15 protein-coding genes and 1 pseudogene are annotated in these 19,071 nt (G+C 52.2%); 1 reads left to right on the plus strand and 15 read right to left on the minus strand.

Annotated features, from left to right (window positions below):
• Positions 1-5 precede the first annotated feature (5 nt).
• From ET464_RS06535 to leuC, 15 genes and pseudogenes are all read right to left on the minus strand, one after another.
• Positions 6-848, minus strand: a complete 843-nt coding sequence (locus tag ET464_RS06535; RefSeq protein ID WP_129439333.1) for a GDSL-type esterase/lipase family protein — start codon at positions 846-848, stop codon at positions 6-8.
• Between the two features lie 231 nt (positions 849-1,079).
• A pseudogene (purT, locus tag ET464_RS06540) lies at positions 1,080-2,257 on the minus strand (formate-dependent phosphoribosylglycinamide formyltransferase).
• Positions 2,258-2,431: 174 nt separating this feature from the next.
• Positions 2,432-4,285 (minus strand): ABC transporter ATP-binding protein, encoded by a 1,854-nt coding sequence (locus ET464_RS06545; protein ID WP_129439335.1) that lies wholly within the window; start codon positions 4,283-4,285, stop codon positions 2,432-2,434.
• Entirely contained in the window at positions 4,282-6,066 is a 1,785-nt protein-coding gene (locus tag ET464_RS06550) for an ABC transporter ATP-binding protein (RefSeq protein ID WP_129439337.1), read from the minus strand. Before ET464_RS06550 ends, ET464_RS06545 begins: the two co-directional genes overlap by 4 nt.
• 352 nt (positions 6,067-6,418) lie before the next feature.
• A complete protein-coding gene (locus ET464_RS19770) occupies positions 6,419-6,625 on the minus strand; it encodes a hypothetical protein (protein WP_165279930.1) in 207 nt (68 codons plus the stop codon).
• Positions 6,626-6,645: 20 nt separating this feature from the next.
• Entirely contained in the window at positions 6,646-8,235 is a 1,590-nt protein-coding gene (locus ET464_RS06555) for a dynamin family protein (RefSeq protein WP_129439339.1), read from the minus strand.
• Positions 8,139-10,097 carry a dynamin family protein gene (locus ET464_RS06560; protein ID WP_129439341.1) on the minus strand — a complete coding sequence of 653 codons (1,959 nt, stop codon included), beginning with the start codon at positions 10,095-10,097 and terminating at the stop codon, positions 8,139-8,141. Before ET464_RS06560 ends, ET464_RS06555 begins: the two co-directional genes overlap by 97 nt.
• 54 nt (positions 10,098-10,151) lie before the next feature.
• Complete coding sequence (locus tag ET464_RS06565; protein ID WP_129439343.1) at positions 10,152-10,424, minus strand: NAD/NADP transhydrogenase alpha subunit; 273 nt, start codon at positions 10,422-10,424, stop codon at positions 10,152-10,154.
• Between the two features lie 5 nt (positions 10,425-10,429).
• Positions 10,430-11,125: an endonuclease III gene (nth, locus tag ET464_RS06570; protein ID WP_129439345.1), complete on the minus strand. Its 696-nt coding sequence runs from the start codon at positions 11,123-11,125 to the stop codon at positions 10,430-10,432.
• Positions 11,126-11,255: 130 nt separating this feature from the next.
• Entirely contained in the window at positions 11,256-13,712 is a 2,457-nt protein-coding gene (locus ET464_RS06575) for an S-layer homology domain-containing protein (protein ID WP_129439347.1), read from the minus strand.
• Between the two features lie 145 nt (positions 13,713-13,857).
• A complete protein-coding gene (locus tag ET464_RS06580) occupies positions 13,858-15,321 on the minus strand; it encodes an N-acetylmuramoyl-L-alanine amidase family protein (protein WP_129439349.1) in 1,464 nt (487 codons plus the stop codon).
• Positions 15,322-15,467: 146 nt separating this feature from the next.
• Entirely contained in the window at positions 15,468-15,665 is a 198-nt protein-coding gene (locus tag ET464_RS06585; RefSeq protein ID WP_129439351.1) for a GNAT family N-acetyltransferase, read from the minus strand.
• The gene (locus tag ET464_RS06590) at positions 15,662-15,859 is read right to left on the minus strand and encodes a hypothetical protein (protein ID WP_129439353.1); all 198 of its coding nucleotides are present in this window, start codon (positions 15,857-15,859) and stop codon (positions 15,662-15,664) included. Before ET464_RS06590 ends, ET464_RS06585 begins: the two co-directional genes overlap by 4 nt.
• A gap of 107 nt (positions 15,860-15,966) precedes the next feature.
• Positions 15,967-16,560, minus strand: a complete 594-nt coding sequence (leuD, locus tag ET464_RS06595) for a 3-isopropylmalate dehydratase small subunit (RefSeq protein ID WP_129439355.1) — start codon at positions 16,558-16,560, stop codon at positions 15,967-15,969.
• Positions 16,561-16,587: 27 nt separating this feature from the next.
• A complete protein-coding gene (leuC, locus tag ET464_RS06600; RefSeq protein ID WP_129439357.1) occupies positions 16,588-18,003 on the minus strand; it encodes a 3-isopropylmalate dehydratase large subunit in 1,416 nt (471 codons plus the stop codon).
• A 163-nt stretch (positions 18,004-18,166) separates the two neighbouring features.
• Between leuC and ET464_RS06605 the strand changes: the two genes are divergently transcribed.
• The gene (locus ET464_RS06605) at positions 18,167-19,066 is read left to right on the plus strand and encodes a LysR family transcriptional regulator (protein ID WP_129439359.1); all 900 of its coding nucleotides are present in this window, start codon (positions 18,167-18,169) and stop codon (positions 19,064-19,066) included.
• Positions 19,067-19,071 lie beyond the last annotated feature (5 nt).

Here is a 19,071-nt window from a genome sequence, read left to right on the forward strand (position 1 = left end):
CTGCCTTACGCCCCTTCCACGCTTAAAGACTGGATGATCCGTTCCGCCATTTTGCCGTACCCGTCATGATTCGGGTGAAAATGATCCGATGACAAGTAAGAACCGATCCGGTCTTCAAACAAATCGTAAACCGGAACCATCAGCATATGATCATCTGCCTGCAAAAGCTTGTATACTTCGCTGTTCCATTCGCTCACTTGAAGGCTGCCGTTTTTCAGCCGGGGTATGTCATAAAACGGATTGTACAACCCCATATACACTACTTCGGCTTCCGGATTCGTTTGGCGGATCGTATGCAAAATGGCTTTCATATGAGCCAGGCCGTCCGGAAGACGCTTATGGATAGCGGTTAACGCTTGCTCGCTGTCCGTTTTTCCGTTCATCGCTTCCCTTGCAGCACGAAACAAGTCATTGCCCCCAATTGTAAGCACGATCAGATTCGCCTGTTTGAGCGCATATTGATAGCCGTTGCTGTGCAGACGCTGTTCCAGCTGAGCAGTCTGCTGCCCGCCGATGCCTAAATTATTGACAAGCCGGACCGGCTTTCCCGTCTCCTCCTGCAGCCCGCGCATCAGCTGCTTCACATAGCCGTCGCCCGACGGATCTCCTGTCCCTTTGGTCAGCGAGTCGCCGATGGCTGTTATTTTGATTTCGCCGGCATCAGCCAATACTGCCGCCGGCTTTGTCCGTGCTGGCGCGGCAGCCGAATGCTTCGGCCCGGCTGTTGGATGAAGCAGCGTATACGCAGCAAATCCAAAGCCATACAGAAGCAATATCGTTGCGCACAACGATGTAAAACCAATCATTACCCACAGCTGTCTGGAGCTGCGCCATAAACGAAAACGCATTTCGGATCCCCTCCAAAATAAACGGCTTTTCCCATTTTTCTGCAAATGAATCGAAATTATGTATGGAGAGGAGCTTCTGCAGTCATAAAGGAGAAAAGTCAGGTTGATCATATCGAACATTTGTTCTATAATGATATAAGCAGCAGTGAACGGGAACTTATCATCATAAATAAAAAGCCATTCAGGGACTATAGTCCCTGAATGGCTTCAACTAGCTCCTGGCGCACAAAGTTATTCGTATTGAATAAACAGTTCGGCAGCTGCAGCGGCCGCCGAAGCTCTTGCCTGCTCGACATCCGCCGCCGTGCTTAATGCAACCGCCATGCGGCGGCCAATCTTTGTTTCCGGCTTGCCGAATACACGCACCTGCGTCTGGGGCACTGCGAGCGCCTTATCTACGCCGCCGATGCGGAAAACAGCCGCTTCCTTGTCCGCTTTCAACGTATGGGATGCCCGGGCGTCAGCAAACGAACCGCAGGAATCGGAAAACCCAAAATGGCGCGGACATGGAGCGCAAATTCGGATAAGTCCTGCGTAGCCATCGTTACCATGCCGGTATCATGCGGCCGAGGCGACACCTCGCTGAACAATACGCCGTCCCGGGTAAGGAACAGCTCGACGCCGTACAAGCCGTATCCGCCCAGCTCGTCCGTAATACGCTGCGCAATATGCTGCGCTTCTTCGATTTGCTTTTGCGTCATGCCATGCGGCTGCCATGATTCGATGTAGTCGCCGTCTTTTTGCACATGGCCGATTGGCGCGCAAAAAGTTGTTCCGGAGACGGAACGGACCGTCAGCAGCGTAATTTCCGAATCAAATGTAATAAATCCTTCTACAATAATACGCTGCTTTTTCGCTCTGCCGCCCTCCATAGCATAGTTCCAGCACTGCTCGATATCCGCTTCCGTCCGGCAGACGCTTTGTCCTTTGCCGGACGAGCTCATAATCGGCTTAATCACACAGGGGAGTCCCAGCTCTTGTACGGCTTGCTTCAGCTCGTCCAGACTATCGGCGAAACGGTATGGAGCTGTCGGCAGTTCCAAGGTTTCCGCTGCAAGGCGGCGAATGCCTTCCCGGTCCATCGTCAGCTTCGCTGCACGTGCGGTAGGAATTACCCGGAAGCCCTCCTGCTCCAGCTCCAGCAGCGTATCCGTCGCAATGGCTTCGATTTCCGGCACGATATAATCGGGGCGCTCTTGTTCAATAATTTCCCGGATAGCCGAACCATCCAGCATATCGGTTACATAATGACGATGAGCGACCTGCATCGCCGGCGCATTCGCGTACCGGTCAACGGCTACGGTTTCTACGCCAAGGCGCTGCGCTTCAAGCACAACCTCCTTGCCCAGCTCACCCGAGCCTAGCAGCAATACTTTACGGGCTTGTTTCGATAAAGGCGATCCATACATAACGAAAAGAAACCTCCTGGAAGCCAATTTGCCCGTCCCGCAGCTTCAGCAAGCCACACGGGAACCAGGCAGCATGTTTTTCCTTCCATTGTGGAGGTTCCTTACTGAAAAATCAAGCCAAGTATTGGCTTTCCGGCGTTTGTTAAAACCTTTGAAGAACGGAAGAGGTACTGCTTATGCCGATAAAAACCGGTATTGCGCATCAATCAGTCCATAATAGATGCCGCCCTTCGCCAGCAGCTCGTCATGGGTGCCCTGCTCCATAATGACGCCATGGTCTAACACGACAATCTGGTCCGCATGGCGGATAGTCGACAGCCGGTGCGCGATCATAAACGAAGTACGTCCGGCAAGCAGCGTCTTGAGCGCTTCTTGAATTTTCAATTCGGTTTCCGTATCAATGCTCGCCGTCGCTTCGTCCAATATCAATACTCGCGGATCGGCCAGCAGCGCGCGGGCGAATGACAGGAGCTGGCGCTGCCCCATCGACAGCACATTGCCCCGCTCCTCTACCTGCGTATCATAACCGTCCGGCAAATTCATAATGAAATCATGCGCGTGGACAGCTGTCGCCGCCGCCACGATTTCGGCATCGGTTGCGTCCAGACGCCCATAACGGATATTATCACGGATCGTACCGGAGAAAATAAACGTATCCTGCAATACAATGCCAACTTGCGAACGAAGGCTGGCCGTCGAAATGTCGCGGATATCTTGACCGTCAATCAACACGCGTCCCTGCACCGGATCATAGAAACGGCACAGTAAATTGATAATTGTACTTTTGCCGGAGCCGGTATGGCCCACAAGCGCAATAGATTGTCCCGCTTTTACATTCAGGCTGATCCCTTTCAAAGCCGGACGGCCCGCTTCATACTCAAAAACAATCGAGTCGAATTGGACATCGCCGCGAATCGGAGGAAGCTCTTTCGCCTGCTCCAGCTCGCCAACCGTCGGCTTCTCATCAATAAATTCAAAGATACGTTCAGAGGATGCCATTGCAATAAGCAGCTGGTTGTACATTTGCCCAAGCCGGTTGATCGGATCCCAGAAGTTGCCGATATAGTTGGCGAAACCGACCAGCAGGCCAATCGTGATCACATCATGCTGAATCAAATAAGAGCCATACCAGAACAAGATCAGCGTACCAAGCGCAGAAGTCAATTCGATAATTGGACCAAATGCCTGGTTCATGGCCGAAGCTTTGTTCCATGCCTTGACGTTAACGGTATTCATATGCTCGAAAAACTTGTAGTTATCTTTTTCCTGCACATACGCCTGCGTCACTTTCATTCCTTGAATGCTTTCGTTCAAATGAGAATTGATGCGGGACTGCTTCATCCGAACGTCTTGCCAGGCAAAACGGATCCGTTTGCGCAGCGAGGTGGATACGACAAACATAAGCGGAACCGTAATCATAACGGCAAGGCCCAGCTTAAAGTTCCAAATGAGCAAAATGATAACGATGCCAACCAGCTGCACACAGTCCATCATCAAGTTAACGACGCCGTTGGTGAACAAATCCTGCAGCGCGTTAACATCATTCGTAATGCGGACGAGCACAGAGCCTGCCGGCCGTTTGTCGTAAAATCGGAACGACAGCTTTTGAATATGGCTGAACACATGATGCCGCAAATCGTAAATTACTTTTTGCCCGATGATGTTAATGTGCTTGATCCGGTAGTTGTTGGACGCCCACTGCAGTATATAAAGCGCCAGCATTATGCCTGCATAAGTGAACAAAAGCGGAATGCTTGCCGATTTGCCTTCCGGCTGAATCGCATCGTCAATGGCCCATATGAACAAGGCCGGAATGCCCAGTCTCGTCAACGTTCCTATGACCATAGATGCAAATACCGGGATCAGCTGCTTTTTGTAAGGCTTCATATAATGGAACAATCGGGCCATTTGCGACCAGTTAAAAGGCTTTTCGATCGCATCGTCGTCCTGGTAAATAAATCGTTCGTTTTTATTCAGCTTTGCGCTGTTGTCCGTATGGTCCGTAGTATGGCTTGCACGAGTGCTCATCGGCTAACGCTCCTTTTCAGCTCGAAGCTTGCTTCATCCGTTTCCGCCTGCGGCCGGTCGGCATATTGGATATTGTACGTATCCCGGTAAGGTCCAGATGACCGGATCAGCTGATCATGCGTCCCCCGCTGAACGATTCGGCCGTTATCCAGCACGATAATTTCATCGGCATGGCGGAGCGAGGAAATGCGGTGCGCAATAATAAAGGTTGTGCGTCCAGCCATCAGCTCCTTAAAGCCGGCTTGAATCTCATGCTCCGTTTCCATATCGACAGCGCTTGTCGCATCATCCAGAATGAGAATGCGGGGGTTCCGGATCAGCGCCCGCGCAATGGCAATCCGCTGTTTTTGCCCGCCGGACAAACCAAGTCCGCGTTCCCCTACAACGGTGTCGTAGCCTAATGGAAGCTCCATTATAAAATCATGCGCTTTCGCCAGTTTTGCCGCATATTCGATTTGCTCCTGCGTGACATCTTTTACCCCGTAAGCGATGTTGTTGCGGATCGAAGAGGAGAAAAGGAATGTTTCCTGGAACACCGGCGCGATCTGGCTGCGCAAATGCTGTACATCCATTTCTTGAATATGAATGCCGTCCAGCGTTATGCGTCCGTTCTTGACATTATAAGCATGCATAAGCAGCTGAATAATTGTTGATTTGCCTGAACCTGTAGCGCCCAGCAAACCGATGACCGATCCTGCGGGAGCATCAATGTTAATGTCAATCAGAGCAGGCTGTTTATCCGGATAGTTGAACGTGACATGCTCAAAGCGTACATGCCCTTTTATCATTTGCTCGTCAACTACGACCGGATGCTCGGTATTGCGGACGTCGACATGCTCGTTCAGCAGCTGCAGCACCCGCTCGCCGGAAGCTTTCGACTGCGTGTAGTTGTTAATTTGGAAGCCCATATTCCACATCGGTCCGATAATGTAGCCAATCATGCTGAAGAATGCTACAAATTCGCCAAGCTTCAAATTTTCTTGAATAACCAGGTATCCGCCGAACGCCAGCAGGATGACCATGCTTAAGTTTGCGAGCAGCTCCATGACCGGGAAAAACTTGGCCCATAATAAGGCGGCTCCGACCTGATTCTCTTTATATTCCTCATTCCGCTTGGAAAACTTGTTCACTTCATGCGGCTCGCGGGCAAACGATTTCACCGTTCGTACACCGGTAATATTTTCCTGCACAGCTGTCGTCAAATGGCTCATAGCGAGACGCATTTGGCGAAATGCCGGATGAATGTTTTTCTCAAACCGGACGGCCGTCAGTGCAAGGAACGGCATCGTGACGAGCGTTACCAGCGTAAGCTGCCAGCTGATGGAAAACATCATAGCCGCGCCGAATATAACCATCAGGAACATATTTAAAATTTGCGCAAAACCAAAGCCGATAAAGTTGCGAATGGCTTCCAGATCGGCGGTCAGCCGCGACATCAAATCACCGGTTTTGGCTTTATCATAATAAGAGTATGAAAGCGTCTGCAATTTGTCATAGGAAGCATTCCGCAAACGGTAGGCGACCCGGTTGCCTAACCTTCCGCCAAAAAAACCGTGAAAAAACTGCAAAGTCGCTTTAACCGCAACAACGCCAACTACGGTTAATGCCAAAGCGGGAACTTTGTCAAAATCGCGTGGTTTAATGACATCGTCAATCAAAATGCGCAGCAGATTCGGATAGACAAGCCCAAGAGCAGTGGCGCACATAAGGCAAACAATTGAAGTAATCATGTACTTGCGCTCTACCCAATAGAAGTCTTTCAACTGCCTGAATACTTCCAAGAAATCCAACTCCCCATTCCTTTTTTGTAAGTATGAGTGAATATTATCAGCATCACCCAAACGCCGCAATGAGGAGATAATACCGTATAACAGGTCAATGGAGCCGATATTGGCGAAATGGAAAAAAAGTAATGCGATTCCTCCTAAATAGTCGCAAATCGTCCCCATTGTATGCCAATTCCTCAATTTTTGCATAAAAACACACAATGATTAAAAAAAATACGCTAGTCTCCCGGAACGATTCCCGTCCTGCCAGTCAACTCATTCCGATCAAATGAACGGATATGCATATCCAAAAAAAGCCTTCGCCGGGATGACCACCCGGCAAAGGCTTATCTTGTTATGCGAACGATTATTCATCTATTGTTATTTTTTTTAGATGGATCATCTGTTCATACAGCTTCGCCATCTGTTCTTTATCCGCGCCGTCGGACAATAGCGCGAGCTTTCCTTCGACAAAGGATGCCAGTTCCCCTTGTAAGTTCGCGGACGCATTGCGTGCTGCATGAAGCCATTGCTCCGCATAAAAAGCCGACCACTCCGCTATCCGTTCATCCATCCAAGTTTGCAGCGACGGGCTTACAATCGACTCCAGATCGGCCCGAAGACGGGCTTTTCCTTCGCCTTCAAAAAACTGGCGCGGCGATTTGAATCTTGCCCACAGCCATTTGGCATCAATCGTATCCGGCGTCCACTCCTTGCCCTCAGCCGGCATAGGAAGTTCCGTCCGCGAATACGGCGCAAATCCGGTCCCCCTGCTTTGGCAGCTGCCTCCTCCGCTAATGCGGCGTACCGTTTGCCAAGCAGGTTATGGAACGCCGTTTCCATCCGCAGCGAAGTCGCTTGCAGTTCCTGCGACAGCTCGATGCGAATATACCGCTGCAGCTCCAGCCAGGCGGTCCAGATCATTTTGCGCAAATCACGCCCGTCATCCTGCAGCGTCGACGGGTTAAACGATAAATTCATCATATCGCCAAACCGGAACTGAATCCGCTGAACGACATAATACATCAGCTCGCTAAGCTCCTGTGCAAGCTGTGCCGGCAACGCGGAATGACCAAATGATTGGATAATCCCGCTCGCTTCAGCAGCATTCTGCTCGAGCCGAACTGCCTCCGCCCTGCGGGTTTCGGCATCGCCCTCCGCGCTTTGAAGCCAACCGCGTACAGTAGACGTCGCCCTCTCCACTTCAAGATCTGCGGCTTCCACGGCCAGCCGGCCAAGATCATTTTGGACAAAAGACAAGAAAGACTGCTCAAACATAGCCAGTCCGGAACCGGACAGCGCCTCTTCATCCCCTGCTTGCTTCGCTTCAAGCGCCTGCAGGCTGGATACCGGAAATAAGCGCGGATTGCGGATACCATGCTGCAGCAGGTTAGACTCGACATGCTTCAGTACGCCGGCAAGTTCTTCCTCGCTGGCAGCCAAATCAGCCGCGTTGACGAGGAAAAACATTTTATCCAGCTCGAATTGGTCTTTGACACGGCCAAGCTGCGCCAAAAACTGGCGGTCCGCCTGGGAAAAGGCGTGATTGTAATACGTTACAAACAAAACCGCATCGGCGTTTTTAATATAATTAAACGCGACGCCTGTATGGCGGGCATTGACGGAATCCGCTCCCGGCGTATCGACAAGAACGATTCCTTGCTCCGTAAGCGGGCAGCTGTAGTGCAGCTCGATTTCGCTGACAAAGCAGGAACGGGACTCCTCAGCGACATACCGTTCATATTCATCCTGCTGGACGTCCAGCTCCCTGCCAAGCAGCTGCTCATGCGCTTCCCAGCCTGCGCGGGCTGCGCGCAGGAAGCTGTAATGCGGACGGCCGCCGGCATGAATGGCGTCCGGCGTTAGTCGGTCGATCGCTTTCATTAAAGCGGCCGCATCCGGAATCGCAGCTTCAGAAGCGTCATCTCCAAGCAGCGCAAGCGAATAACGCAAATCTTCCAGCATCGCTTCACGTGATTTCATAACGACACGAGCTGTGCCATGAGGGCGTTCCGCCGTCGGCGGCACAAGCCGGTTAATGGCGGCGGTTGTCGGATTCGGCGACACAGGCAGCGCCGGCTCTCCGATCAGCGCATTGGCGAGCGATGATTTGCCCGCGCTGAACGCGCCAAACAGCGCGATCGTAAAGCGGCTGTTCGCGAGCCGCGCCGCTTTTTCCTGCATTGCTTGCGCGGCCTGCGCAAGCGCCGGATAAGGCGCCAGCAGCGCAGCAGCGCTGGCGAGCCGCTCGGCCGCGCGGCGCTGCTGCGCAAGCGCGGCTCCGCCGGCGAGCGCGGAACGCGCTCCGCTGGCGCTGCCCGCCCCGCTTTGCGGGCGGGCGCCGCGGCAGCGGCCGCTTCGGCGCGCGCTGCGCCTGCGGCAGCGCCGCTGCGCGGCGGCTGCGCCGTGCCGGCGCTAGGCGCGGGCAGCGCAGGGCGCTGCGCCTGCGGCGGCAGCACGGCGGCCAGCCGCGCCGCATAGGCGTCGGCGCGCTCCGCCAGCGCCGCGAGGCGCGCAAGAGCGCCCGCTTGCGTGCCAAGGGCCGCAAGCTCCTGCTCCTTCGCGGCGGCGGCAAGTTCGCCGGCTTGCCTGATATGATCCGCAAGCGTGTCGATAACAACCAGCGCCTCCTTGCGGTAAATGCTTTTTACTTCAGCCGCAATATCCCGGCTGTACGTCATCGTATACTCGTTGCCGAATACCGCGCCGGTGTTGACTTTACCGATCAGCCACTGGAGCTCGGGCTTCCATGTAAAAGCAGCGTCCAGCTGCGCTTCCAGCGCATCGTGCGCGTAACCGCATTGTTCTGCGGCATGGCGCAGCAAATCCTTCACATGCCAATCAATGTTGGCATTCACCTTCGAAGCAAAATCTTCTGCGAACACCTGGCCGCGCCGTTCCTGTTCGGCGGCTGTTTTCGCTCCGGCGAATAATAGGCCTGTTTTAAATCCCGGCTTACGGCTTTCCAGAAAAGAATGTGCAAAATCACGAGTAACAGCCGGGGTCACATTCGCATTGTCAAGCAGCGACTGCAGCTCTTTGCGCAAGCTGTCGCGCAGCCGCGCAGGCTGCTCGAGCAAGCGCTCCCGTTCAGCTGTCAGACGCTCGATTTCGCCTTTGACCCTGGCGGCTTCATCTTCTCCGCCTGCTTCCGCAATCAGCTGCTCGCGTTCCGGCTCCTCCTGCTCGCCGCGCCATTTCAAATGCGCTTTAACCAGATGGCGGAGCGAGGCGTCCACGCTGTACACCGCCAGCGGCTCCCGAATCTCGGCCAGCTTCGCCAGCAGCTCCTCCAGCTTGTGCAGCTCCTGATGGGGGTGCTCCGGTTCGCGCATCGACAAATAGACGATTCCTGCCGGCTCCAAATGCCAAGCATGAAACGCCTCGCTTACGCTTTTGCGGTATTGCTCAAACGACAGCTCGTTCTCGCGGTGCTTATCAATTTGATTGACGATAAAATATAAAGGCTTGCCCCAATCTTTCAACTGTTTCGCAAACGCGAAATTAATCTCCGACTGGACATGGTTATAATCCATGACGTAAAACACGACATCCGCCAGATGCAGAGCGGACTCTGTCGCCATCCGGTGGGCATCATCGGTTGAATCTATACCCGGAGTATCGAGCAGAACGGTATGGTTGCCCAGCAGTTCGCTAGGATACGTAATTGATACGGATGTGAAATTTTCGCCGTCCACGCAATACTGCTCCAGCTGGTCCACCGGCACTTCACGTGTATTGGACTTTCCATCCGCCTCATAATGGATTGCTGCAACCGCCTGCTCGCCGCCGCGGATCGACACCACGTTGGCGCTAGTTGGTATAGGGCTTGAAGGCAGCAGCTTCGCTCCGCATAGTCTATTAATCAGCGTAGACTTGCCCGCCGAAAAATGGCCGCAAAACGCGACAGTAAGCCGGCCGTCGGCCAGCTTACTGTTCAGCTCCTTCAATTGTCCCGCATGCTTAACATCCCCCAGAGCCGCCATTTCGGCAGCCGCTGCTTGTATCGCTTGTTCGAAAATAGTTGTTTCCGGTTTCTCGCTCATCCGAATCCCTGCCTCATTCTCGTTGTTGCGGGTAAGTTGATGCTCTCCCTTTGGTTACACGGCCGCTTCTTCTTCAGCCGGAATGCAAATTTCAAATACGTCGCCGTGCTGTAAAATCATAATGTTGCGGGATTTCTCGCGCATCACCACAACCTCCGGTTTTTGACGCATACGTTCAATATATTGCTCTGGCACATCGCCCGAACCGCTCACTGTGATGCCTTCTACTACAATATCCTCATTTTCTTGCGGCGGTGCGCCTAATACTTGCTCATAAATATCGGAGAATTGTTCAAAGTTGTTTGTGTACACGGAAATGCATTTCATGTTCATCATCCTTCATTGGCTTTTTTCGGTTTCACTACTCTATTTTTTGTTATTACGCCCGGCTTCATACGTTGTTTGCCTTCCTTGCAAATATCCAGCAGCGGGCATACCGGACATCCAGGGTTTTGCGCCTTGCAATGATAGCGACCGAAAAAAATAAGCCGGTGGTGCGTTAATGTCCATTCTTCCTTCGGCACGAGCTTCATCAGCTTTTTTTCCACTTCCAGAACCGAATCATCGGGCTTGGCAATGGAAAGGCGTTTCGATACCCGTTCTACATGCGTGTCAACCGCTATAGCCGGAACGCCAAAAGCGTTGGAGACGACAACGTTGGCTGTTTTGCGGCCAACACCCGGCAGCTCGGTAAGCTGTTCGTGCTTCGAAGGGACTTCACCCTCGTATTTATCGATCAGAATGCGGCAAAGCTTCTGAATGTTAGCAGCTTTATTGCGGAACAAACCGATTCTTCTAATATCCATCTCCAGCTCTTCGAGCGGGACGCGCAAGTAATCCTCCGGCGATTTATACTTCTGAAACAACGTGGCCGTCACCTTGTTAACCGTCTCGTCGGTACATTGGGCTGACAGCAAAACAGCAATCGTCAGCTCAAACGGATTACTATGGTTAAGCTCGCAATGCGCATCCGGAAACATCTCCGCCAACTGATCCAGAATATGGCGCATTTTTTGCTTCGCATTCATCGTCCTCTCTCCTAGTCATAACACTATCGTTCAAAGTGTAGCGAAAAACGCCATGAATCGCAACCGATTACAAGCGTGAACAAACAAAAAAACTGCCCAAAAGGGCAGTTTTTCACATAACCTTACGAATTTAATTCTTGACGACTGCAATTGCCGTATTCCGGAACGCGTAAACGGTGACCGTATCTCCGTGGTTCAGCGAAGCCGGAGAGATCGTCGAACCGTCTTTGGCTGTAAAGGCTGTATTAGGCAGCAGGAAGAAATAGTTATTTTGGTCGGAAGCCGATGTTTGCAGCGTAATCAGCTGATCGGAAACCGCATCGTAAGACGAAACGGCACGCGACAGCCCGGAGCTTGCATAAATAACCGTATTGCCCGCAGCGTCGGTCATCACAGCGGCCCCTTGACCAGTCTTCACCGAGCTGAGGGCGGCTGTTTTTTTGCCGTCGATATACAGCTGGTCCGTGCCTCCATCAAATGGAACAATAATCGACTTGCCGTTATTGGCTGTAACGGTCAAGCTGCCGGTGCCTACCGTTTTCACCATACCGACCGTTAAAGGCACCTCCGTTACCGTCTCAGGCGCGTTGCCGTTATACGCAACATTAACGACCGATCCAGGGACAAAATCGGACAGGGACACCTCTTCGCCGTCTGTATCCATCAAATCCACGCCGGTGAGATCGAGACGCAGCGCTGTGCCGTCCACTCCCAGCAGCTGCAGCTTGTTGCTGCCCTCTATTGATTTTACAACATCATATTGAATGGTTTGATGCACTTTAATGACCGACGCCCGGTCTTGGCTGGCCGTAAGCTTAATGGTTACATATTGGCCCGCTTTCAAATCGGATACGGCCGGCGTGCTGTCGCCGGCAATTTCCACATCCGGGTATGTGTAAGGGACCGTGACCGAAGAGCCGTTATCCAGTTTCAGCGTCAGCTTGCCGGATACGCCGGTATTCGTCAGCACGCCTGAATAACTCGTTAAAAATTCAACCGACAACACTGTAGTTCCGGAATACGTAACGGAAATAGTGCGTCCCGCTTTCAGCATGGAATTCGCTTCGGATAACGTAATCGTATTGCCGTCATATTTGAATTTGGTCTTGTCATTTACAAACAGCGCATATGGCGTCGTTCCGTTGGAATCCACCATCGTCAGCAGTTTGTTGACGGCGTCGTAACTTGTAATCGAAGCGCCGGCTACCGCTTTGACATCACGGTTCGTTACTTCGATTTTGGTCACAATGCCGTTGTCATCCAAGGTCAGTTTGACCGAATCGACGGTTTTCGTCAGATCGGAAAGCACGGCGCCTGTAACGCCAGGAATGGATACTGTTACATCGGAATCCAGCACCTTGGACACCGGCGAGCCGTTTTGCATAATCGTAATAATGCCGTCTCCCGCCGAATAGAACGTGCCTTCCAGGCTGGCTTCTACAGCCGACTTCACTTTGACGGACAAGGCAACCGGCGCTGGGCGGAACGCATCTTCTGTAATCGTAATCACACTGTCGCGGCTGATTTGTTCAAGCGGAATCGTTTTGCCGCTGCCGTCCTGAACGATAAGATCATCCCCGTAGTGCACTTCCACCGGTTTATCGTTGATCCATACGTACATCAGATTATCGGACTTAATTACACGATCCAATACCGCTTCGTACGATTGGACATGTTGTTCATCCCCGTTTATTTCGATATACAGCGCTTTGCCGTTTTGGCCGATAACCGTAACGTCCGTATACAGCTTCAAAGCATCCAGCGATACCGCTTGTTCCGAATCGTAACGGTAAATACGCGTATTGCCGTCGATGGAATAAGTATTCTCACTGTTATCGCTATACACCGAAATGGACGAGCTGCTCAGCTTCGAGACAATGCCGTCCTGCTGGCCTGCATATGCAACCGGATACTGACGTTCCGCACGGCTGAACAATGTTGCAAGAGACGCCCTGTTTACATTCGCTTTCGGGTCGAACTTCGTTTCGGTAACGCCTTTCACCAGCTGAAGCGATACAGCGGCATTCACATAACCCAAATAATCTTTGCCAATGTTTCCGGCATCGCCGAAGGAAGACGGCGTCGATTGCAGCATATCAGCTTTGGTTTTCTCGCCGATGGTACGGACTAACAGCTTCGTCACCCATTCGCGGGATGCGGGCGCCGTGCCCCAGGCTGTAGCCGTTTGGCTGGAAGCGAGCGCGTATTCGTCGTTCCGGTCAAGCAAGTTTTTATCAAATGCAAGCGCGACGTACGACTTGTAAAAGTTGCTTACTTCAAACGAGGATGGGAATACGACAACACTGTTGGTTTCCACCTCATCATCCAGCCCTGCAAAACGGAGCGCCATTAATACGGCCTCCTGCCGTGTTACGCTATCTGAAGGACGAAACAGCCCGTTATATCCTGTAATAATGCCTTGCATAGCCAGTTTTGTAATATCTTTTTCCGCCCAATGCGTACTGACGACATCTGAAAAAGTAACGGGGGACGAAGCGGCTGCGTAAACGCTGCCGGCAGCTGCGCCGCCGGAAAGCAGCGAAACGGCCAGTGCACTTGCTACAATTGTTTTGCGTGTAAATGGCATGCTTAAGACAGCTCCCTTGTGTGAATTGGAATATATTACTTTCGACGATTCCTGCGATGATTCCTTTAAAAAAGATAAAAAAATGAAAAAACCAACATTTAAGGCTTTGCTCCAGCGAACCGCTTGGCAAAGCCTTAAATAACGATCAGGATATTTTCAGATAGGCTTTGATGCCTTGTACAATCGACTGTGCGATCACTTGCTGTTTAGCCGGGTCAAACAAAATGGCAGCGTCATTCGAATTGGTAACAAAGCCCGTTTCCATTAGAATAGCAGGCATCGTGGTTGCTTTGGTTACCCGGTAATTAGCCGTTTTGACCCCGCGATCCTTCAGGCCTGTCCCTTTGATTAAATACTTATGTACCGTCTCGGCCAAAGTTTTGCTGTTCGCGCGGGTGTAGTAGGTTTCCGTACCGCTTGCGGACGGCGAAGAACTGTTGGCATGGATCGACAAGAACAGGTCGGCTTTCAGCTTTTGTGCAATATTGACACGTTCGTCCAGCTCGACAAACACATCCGTACTGCGTGTCATTTGGGCGTTAATAAGAGGTTCCTTATCCAGCAGCGCTTTTACTTTGAGCGCAATGCTCAGATTCGTTTCCTTCTCCCACTTGCCGCTAAGAATACTTTGCGCCCCCGGGTCTGTACCGCCATGCCCGGCATCAATGACAACGGTATACTTTTTGCCTGGGACAGGATTGCTGCCGTCCGAATTACCTGTGCCCGGATCAGTACCCGGCACCGTTCCCGGATTCGTTGGCGTTCCGCCGTCTGCTCCAAGCTGGATGAGATATTGCCCGCTGCTTTCTGTCACGGTATACGTGGTGTCTGCCGTCAAATCCAATACAACCCGGACGGTAGACGGCGCCAGCGAGTAAAGCGAATACCGGATCTGGGCAAGAGCGGGATGACCGGTTACACTTATCTGTCCAATAGCCGCGCTGCTTGGGAAAGCAGGTTCGAAGCTATCCGAAAAACCGGCGTTCGGAAAGTCGAATACAAGCCGTTTCGGATTGTCCAGGAAAACCGGTTTGCTCATTACTGCTTGTCCATCATAGGTAACGATAACGCCTCCATTACCGTCGTAAGTGATGGAAGTCAAGCTGCCGGCCGTTTCTTCTCCGCTGTTCCCCGGATCGGTTGTTTCGGTTGGCGGCGGAGTCTCTGCCGGTTCCGGCGATTTCAAATACACGGTTTTGGTTGTGTTGTCCCAGTCCACTTTTAAGCCTAAGCTTTCACCCACAAACCGCAGCGGAACAAGCGTCGTTCCGGACTTAACGATAGCAGGCGTGTCCATTTGCAGCCCTTTGTCGTTTACAAATGCTTGGATGTCGTTAATCTTCAAGAATACGGTATCATTCCCGCTGTATATGGTGACCGTTTTATTCGTTTGGTCCCAATTGACCTTTGCGCCAATATTTTCGGATATGACACGAATCGGCACAACCGTATACTTGTTGTTCACCAGTTCAGGGCCAACCGCGGGTGTCAGCAGATTGTTGTCCAAATACAATTTGGGCGTAACGGTTGCTGACGCAGCTTGTCCGGTGCCTGTAAACAACGTAAACAGGAATGACATAAACAACAGGATTGCTACAAACTTCTTCATTCTCCACCTCGATGACTGATATTGCCCGCATCGAATGTGCTCATTCGACTTAAACAGACGACAATTTAGACGCGCTTTGTCTAAAAAAGTTGCGTTTTGCGGAAATATTAACCGATTTTAATTGTTTTGCATGCCGCAGCCTTCATTTACGCCAAAAACAGCGCCATGAAATGCTCGTCCCAGTAACGGCCGTCATGCTTAAAAGCTTGGCGCGTTGTGCTGTATACCGTAAACCCCGCGCCTTCATACAAGGACACGGCCGGCTGATTGCCGGATACCACCGCCAGATGCAGCTGTTCCAGCCCTTCGAGCCCGGACGCCCGATTCACAAGCTCCCGGATCAAACGTTTTGCCGATGCCTTGCTTTCTTGTCCGGGGCGACACGCGACACATACATGCCATAGACGCCGCTTCTATGTTTCGTTTTCGGATGTGTTTCTCTTGCGAAGGTCACAATGCCAACCAATTCGTCTCCTTGAAAAGCCCCTAATGTAAACTTGCCGGATTCCGGCGTTAATTTGCTTTGAATCTGCTCCAACGGTTTGGCCGCCACCAATTGTCCGATTGTCAAACGCGGCAGCGATCAGACCATAAAAAAACCGGACGATCCGCTTGGATGTCCGGTTTTGCATATGCCTGCGGTTCTTACAGAGCAGCTCGTGCTGCCTCGTAAGCTGCGATTTTGTCCTCATGCTGCAGCGTAAGGCCAATGTTGTCGAGGCCAAGCAGCAGAAACTGGCGGCGGTGCTCGTCGATATCAAACGCAAGATCGAGTCCGTACTCATCGGTCAAACGTTTGTTTTCCAGATCAACGGACAGCTTGTAGCCCTCATATTTCGCCGTGCGCTGGAACAGCTCTTCAACCTGCTCTTCGCTCAGCTTCAGCGGCAGAATGCCGTTCTGGAAGCAGTTGTTGTAGAAAATGTCGGCGAACGAAGGCGCGATGACGCATTTGAAGCCGTAGTCAAGAATCGCCCAAGGCGCATGCTCGCGGGACGAGCCGCAGCCGAAGTTGGCACGGGAAATGAGAATCGAAGCGCCCTCGTACCGCGGTTTGTTTGGTTCGAAATCGGCATTGATTTCGCCGTTTTCGTGGAAACGCCATTCGAAGAACAGGAACTGGCCAAAGCCGCTCCGTTCGATACGCTTCAAGAATTGTTTCGGGATAATCGCATCCGTATCGACGTTGACACGGTCGACAGGAGCGACAATACCGGTCAGTTGTTTAAAAGCTTCCATAGTCGTTATACTCCTCTCACCGTTCGATTAGTTGGCAACAGCCGATTTAATGTTCCATTCGCGAACGTCTGTGAACCGTCCTTTAATCGCTGCGGCAGCAGCCATAGCAGGCGATACCAGATGCGTACGTCCGCCGCGGCCTTGGCGGCCTTCGAAGTTGCGGTTCGACGTCGATGCGCAGCGTTGTCCAGGCTGCAATACGTCAGGGTTCATCGCGAGGCACATCGAGCAGCCTGCTTCGCGCCATTCAAAACCAGCTTCGATAAAGATTTTATCGAGGCCTTCTTTTTCCGCTTGCAATTTCACGCGGCCGGAGCCCGGTACAACGATCGCCGTAACGCGGTCGCTTACTTTGTAACCGCGGGCAATTTCAGCTGCTGCGCGCAGGTCTTCGATCCGGCCGTTCGTGCAGGAGCCGATAAACACATAATCAATATCGATTTCGTTCATTGGCGTGCCTGGCTTCAAATCCATATACTCAAGCGCCTTTTCAGCCGCTTTGCGTTCATTTTCCGTCGGCAGCTCGCTAGGTACAGGCACTTTCGACGTAATGTCGGTACCCATGCCCGGGCTTGTTCCCCACGTTACTTGCGGGATGAGGGAGTCTACGTCGAATTCAACAACCGTATCGTACACTGCGCCTTCGTCAGTCGTCAGCTCGTTCCAGCGTGCAACCGCAGCGTCAAAATCGGCTGGAGCGTATTCGCGTCCGCGCAGGTAGTTGTAAGTTGTTTCGTCCGGCGCAATCAGGCCGGCGCGAGCGCCGCCTTCGATCGACATGTTGCAGACCGTCATCCGTTCTTCCATCGACAGGCTGCGGATCGCTTCGCCCGTGTATTCAATAACATAGCCGGTAGCAAAGTCCGTGCCGTACTTCGCAATAACGCCAAGAATCAAGTCTTTTGCCGTTACGCCCGGCTTGCGTTTGCCGTTGAAACGGACTTCCATCGTTTTCGGTTTTGCTTGCTGGAGGCATTGCGTCGCCATAACATGCTCAACCTCGCTAGTGCCGATACCAAACGCCAATGCGCCAAATGCGCCGTGCGTCGAAGTATGGCTGTCGCCGCAAACGATTGTTTTGCCCGGATGCGTGAGGCCGATTTCCGGCCCCATAACGTGAACGACACCTTGGTCCAGGTTGTTCAGGTCATACAGCTTTACGCCAAAGTCTGCGCAGTTTTGCGTCAGCGTGTCGATCTGCTGCTTCGAGATCGGGTCTTTAATGTTAAAGCGGTCTTTCGTAGGCACATTGTGGTCCATCGTTGCAAATGTCAGGTCCGGACGGCGCACTTTGCGGCCCGTCATGCGGAGGCCTTCAAACGCCTGCGGGGACGTTACCTCATGCACCAAGTGAAGATCGATATACAAAATGCTAGGTTTGCCTTCTTCCTGATGAATGACGTGATTGTCCCAAATCTTTTCAAACATTGTCTTTTTCGCCATTGCACTCACCTCATCGATTCGTTCTATAAGTTCGTTAATGAAAGCTTATAACATTTACGTTGATTGTTCCAAGATATAATATCTATAATGTTTATAGGAAAGAACTATGACAATACGAATCTCTCTATTATAAAAAATAGATAAAGGTGGCGTTCATTCAACGATGGAATTACGACAGCTTCAATATGTCATACAAATCGCCAAAGAAAAAAACTTCTCGCGCGCAGCCGAAAAGCTGCATATCGCCCAGCCTTCCTTAAGCCAGCAGTTGTCCAAGCTGGAGCAGGAAATCGGTGTGCTGCTCTTCCGCCGCACAACCAACTCGGTCGAGCTGACGCAGGCAGGCCAAGCTTTTGTCGACAAATCGCAAACGATTCTTGATGCGGTCGAGCAGTTGAAGCAGGAAATGGACGATATGGCCCAAATGCGCCGCGGCCGGCTGGTCGTTGGCACACTCCCGATCACCGGCTCCCATATTTTGCCGATTGTGCTCCCCGCCTTCGGCGCCAAATATCCGCAGATTGAAGTTGTGCTTGTGGAGGATACTACCGCCAGGCTGGAACAGCTGACCGCAAGCGGCGGCACCGATATCAGCCTGCTTACGCTTCCGATGCTGGACAATTCCCTTGCCTGGGAACCGCTGATGGAGGAGGAAATCTGCCTGGCCGTACCGCCGCAGCACCGTCTTGCCGGACATTCCGGCCGGATAGCCGTTTCCGAGCTGAAGGAGGAGCCTTTTATCGGACTGAAAAAAGGGCAGGGCTTCCGGCAAATTACAGTAGATCTGTGCGTAAAAGCCGGCTTTACGCCGGACATCGTATTCGAAAGCAGCAACATTGAAACGGTCCAATCGCTTGTGGCCGGCGGCATGGGCATCGCTTTTGTGCCGCAAATGCTGACACGCCCGCGCGGCGGCAGCTTCGTGCCTGCTTATTTGCAGCTGGAAGGCAGGCCTTCCCGCACGCTTGTTATCGCCCGGCGAAAGGACCGGTATTTATCCAAAGCGGCGAAAGCATTTATCGACACGATGCATGAAACGGTGAACCGCTACGCCGAAACTTAAAACCT

Source organism: Paenibacillus protaetiae (genome assembly GCF_004135365.1).
In the GTDB taxonomy this organism is placed as follows: Bacteria; Bacillota; Bacilli; order Paenibacillales; family Paenibacillaceae; genus Paenibacillus_AP; species Paenibacillus_AP protaetiae.

Coding starts and splice junctions, on each gene's coding strand:
- ET464_RS06535 (WP_129439333.1), bottom strand. CDS start 848: ATGCGTTTTCGTTTATGGCGCAGCTCCAGACAGCTGTGGGTAATGATT.
- ET464_RS06545 (WP_129439335.1), bottom strand. CDS start 4,285: ATGAGCACTCGTGCAAGCCATACTACGGACCATACGGACAACAGCGCA.
- ET464_RS19770 (WP_165279930.1), bottom strand. CDS start 6,625: ATGGATGAACGGATAGCGGAGTGGTCGGCTTTTTATGCGGAGCAATGG.
- ET464_RS06555 (WP_129439339.1), bottom strand. CDS start 8,235: ATGCAGGAAAAAGCGGCGCGGCTCGCGAACAGCCGCTTTACGATCGCG.
- ET464_RS06560 (WP_129439341.1), bottom strand. CDS start 10,097: ATGAGCGAGAAACCGGAAACAACTATTTTCGAACAAGCGATACAAGCA.
- ET464_RS06565 (WP_129439343.1), bottom strand. CDS start 10,424: ATGAAATGCATTTCCGTGTACACAAACAACTTTGAACAATTCTCCGAT.
- nth (WP_129439345.1), bottom strand. CDS start 11,125: ATGAATGCGAAGCAAAAAATGCGCCATATTCTGGATCAGTTGGCGGAG.
- ET464_RS06575 (WP_129439347.1), bottom strand. CDS start 13,712: ATGCCATTTACACGCAAAACAATTGTAGCAAGTGCACTGGCCGTTTCG.
- ET464_RS06580 (WP_129439349.1), bottom strand. CDS start 15,321: ATGAAGAAGTTTGTAGCAATCCTGTTGTTTATGTCATTCCTGTTTACG.
- leuD (WP_129439355.1), bottom strand. CDS start 16,560: ATGGAAGCTTTTAAACAACTGACCGGTATTGTCGCTCCTGTCGACCGT.
- leuC (WP_129439357.1), bottom strand. CDS start 18,003: ATGGCGAAAAAGACAATGTTTGAAAAGATTTGGGACAATCACGTCATT.
- ET464_RS06605 (WP_129439359.1), top strand. CDS start 18,167: ATGGAATTACGACAGCTTCAATATGTCATACAAATCGCCAAAGAAAAA.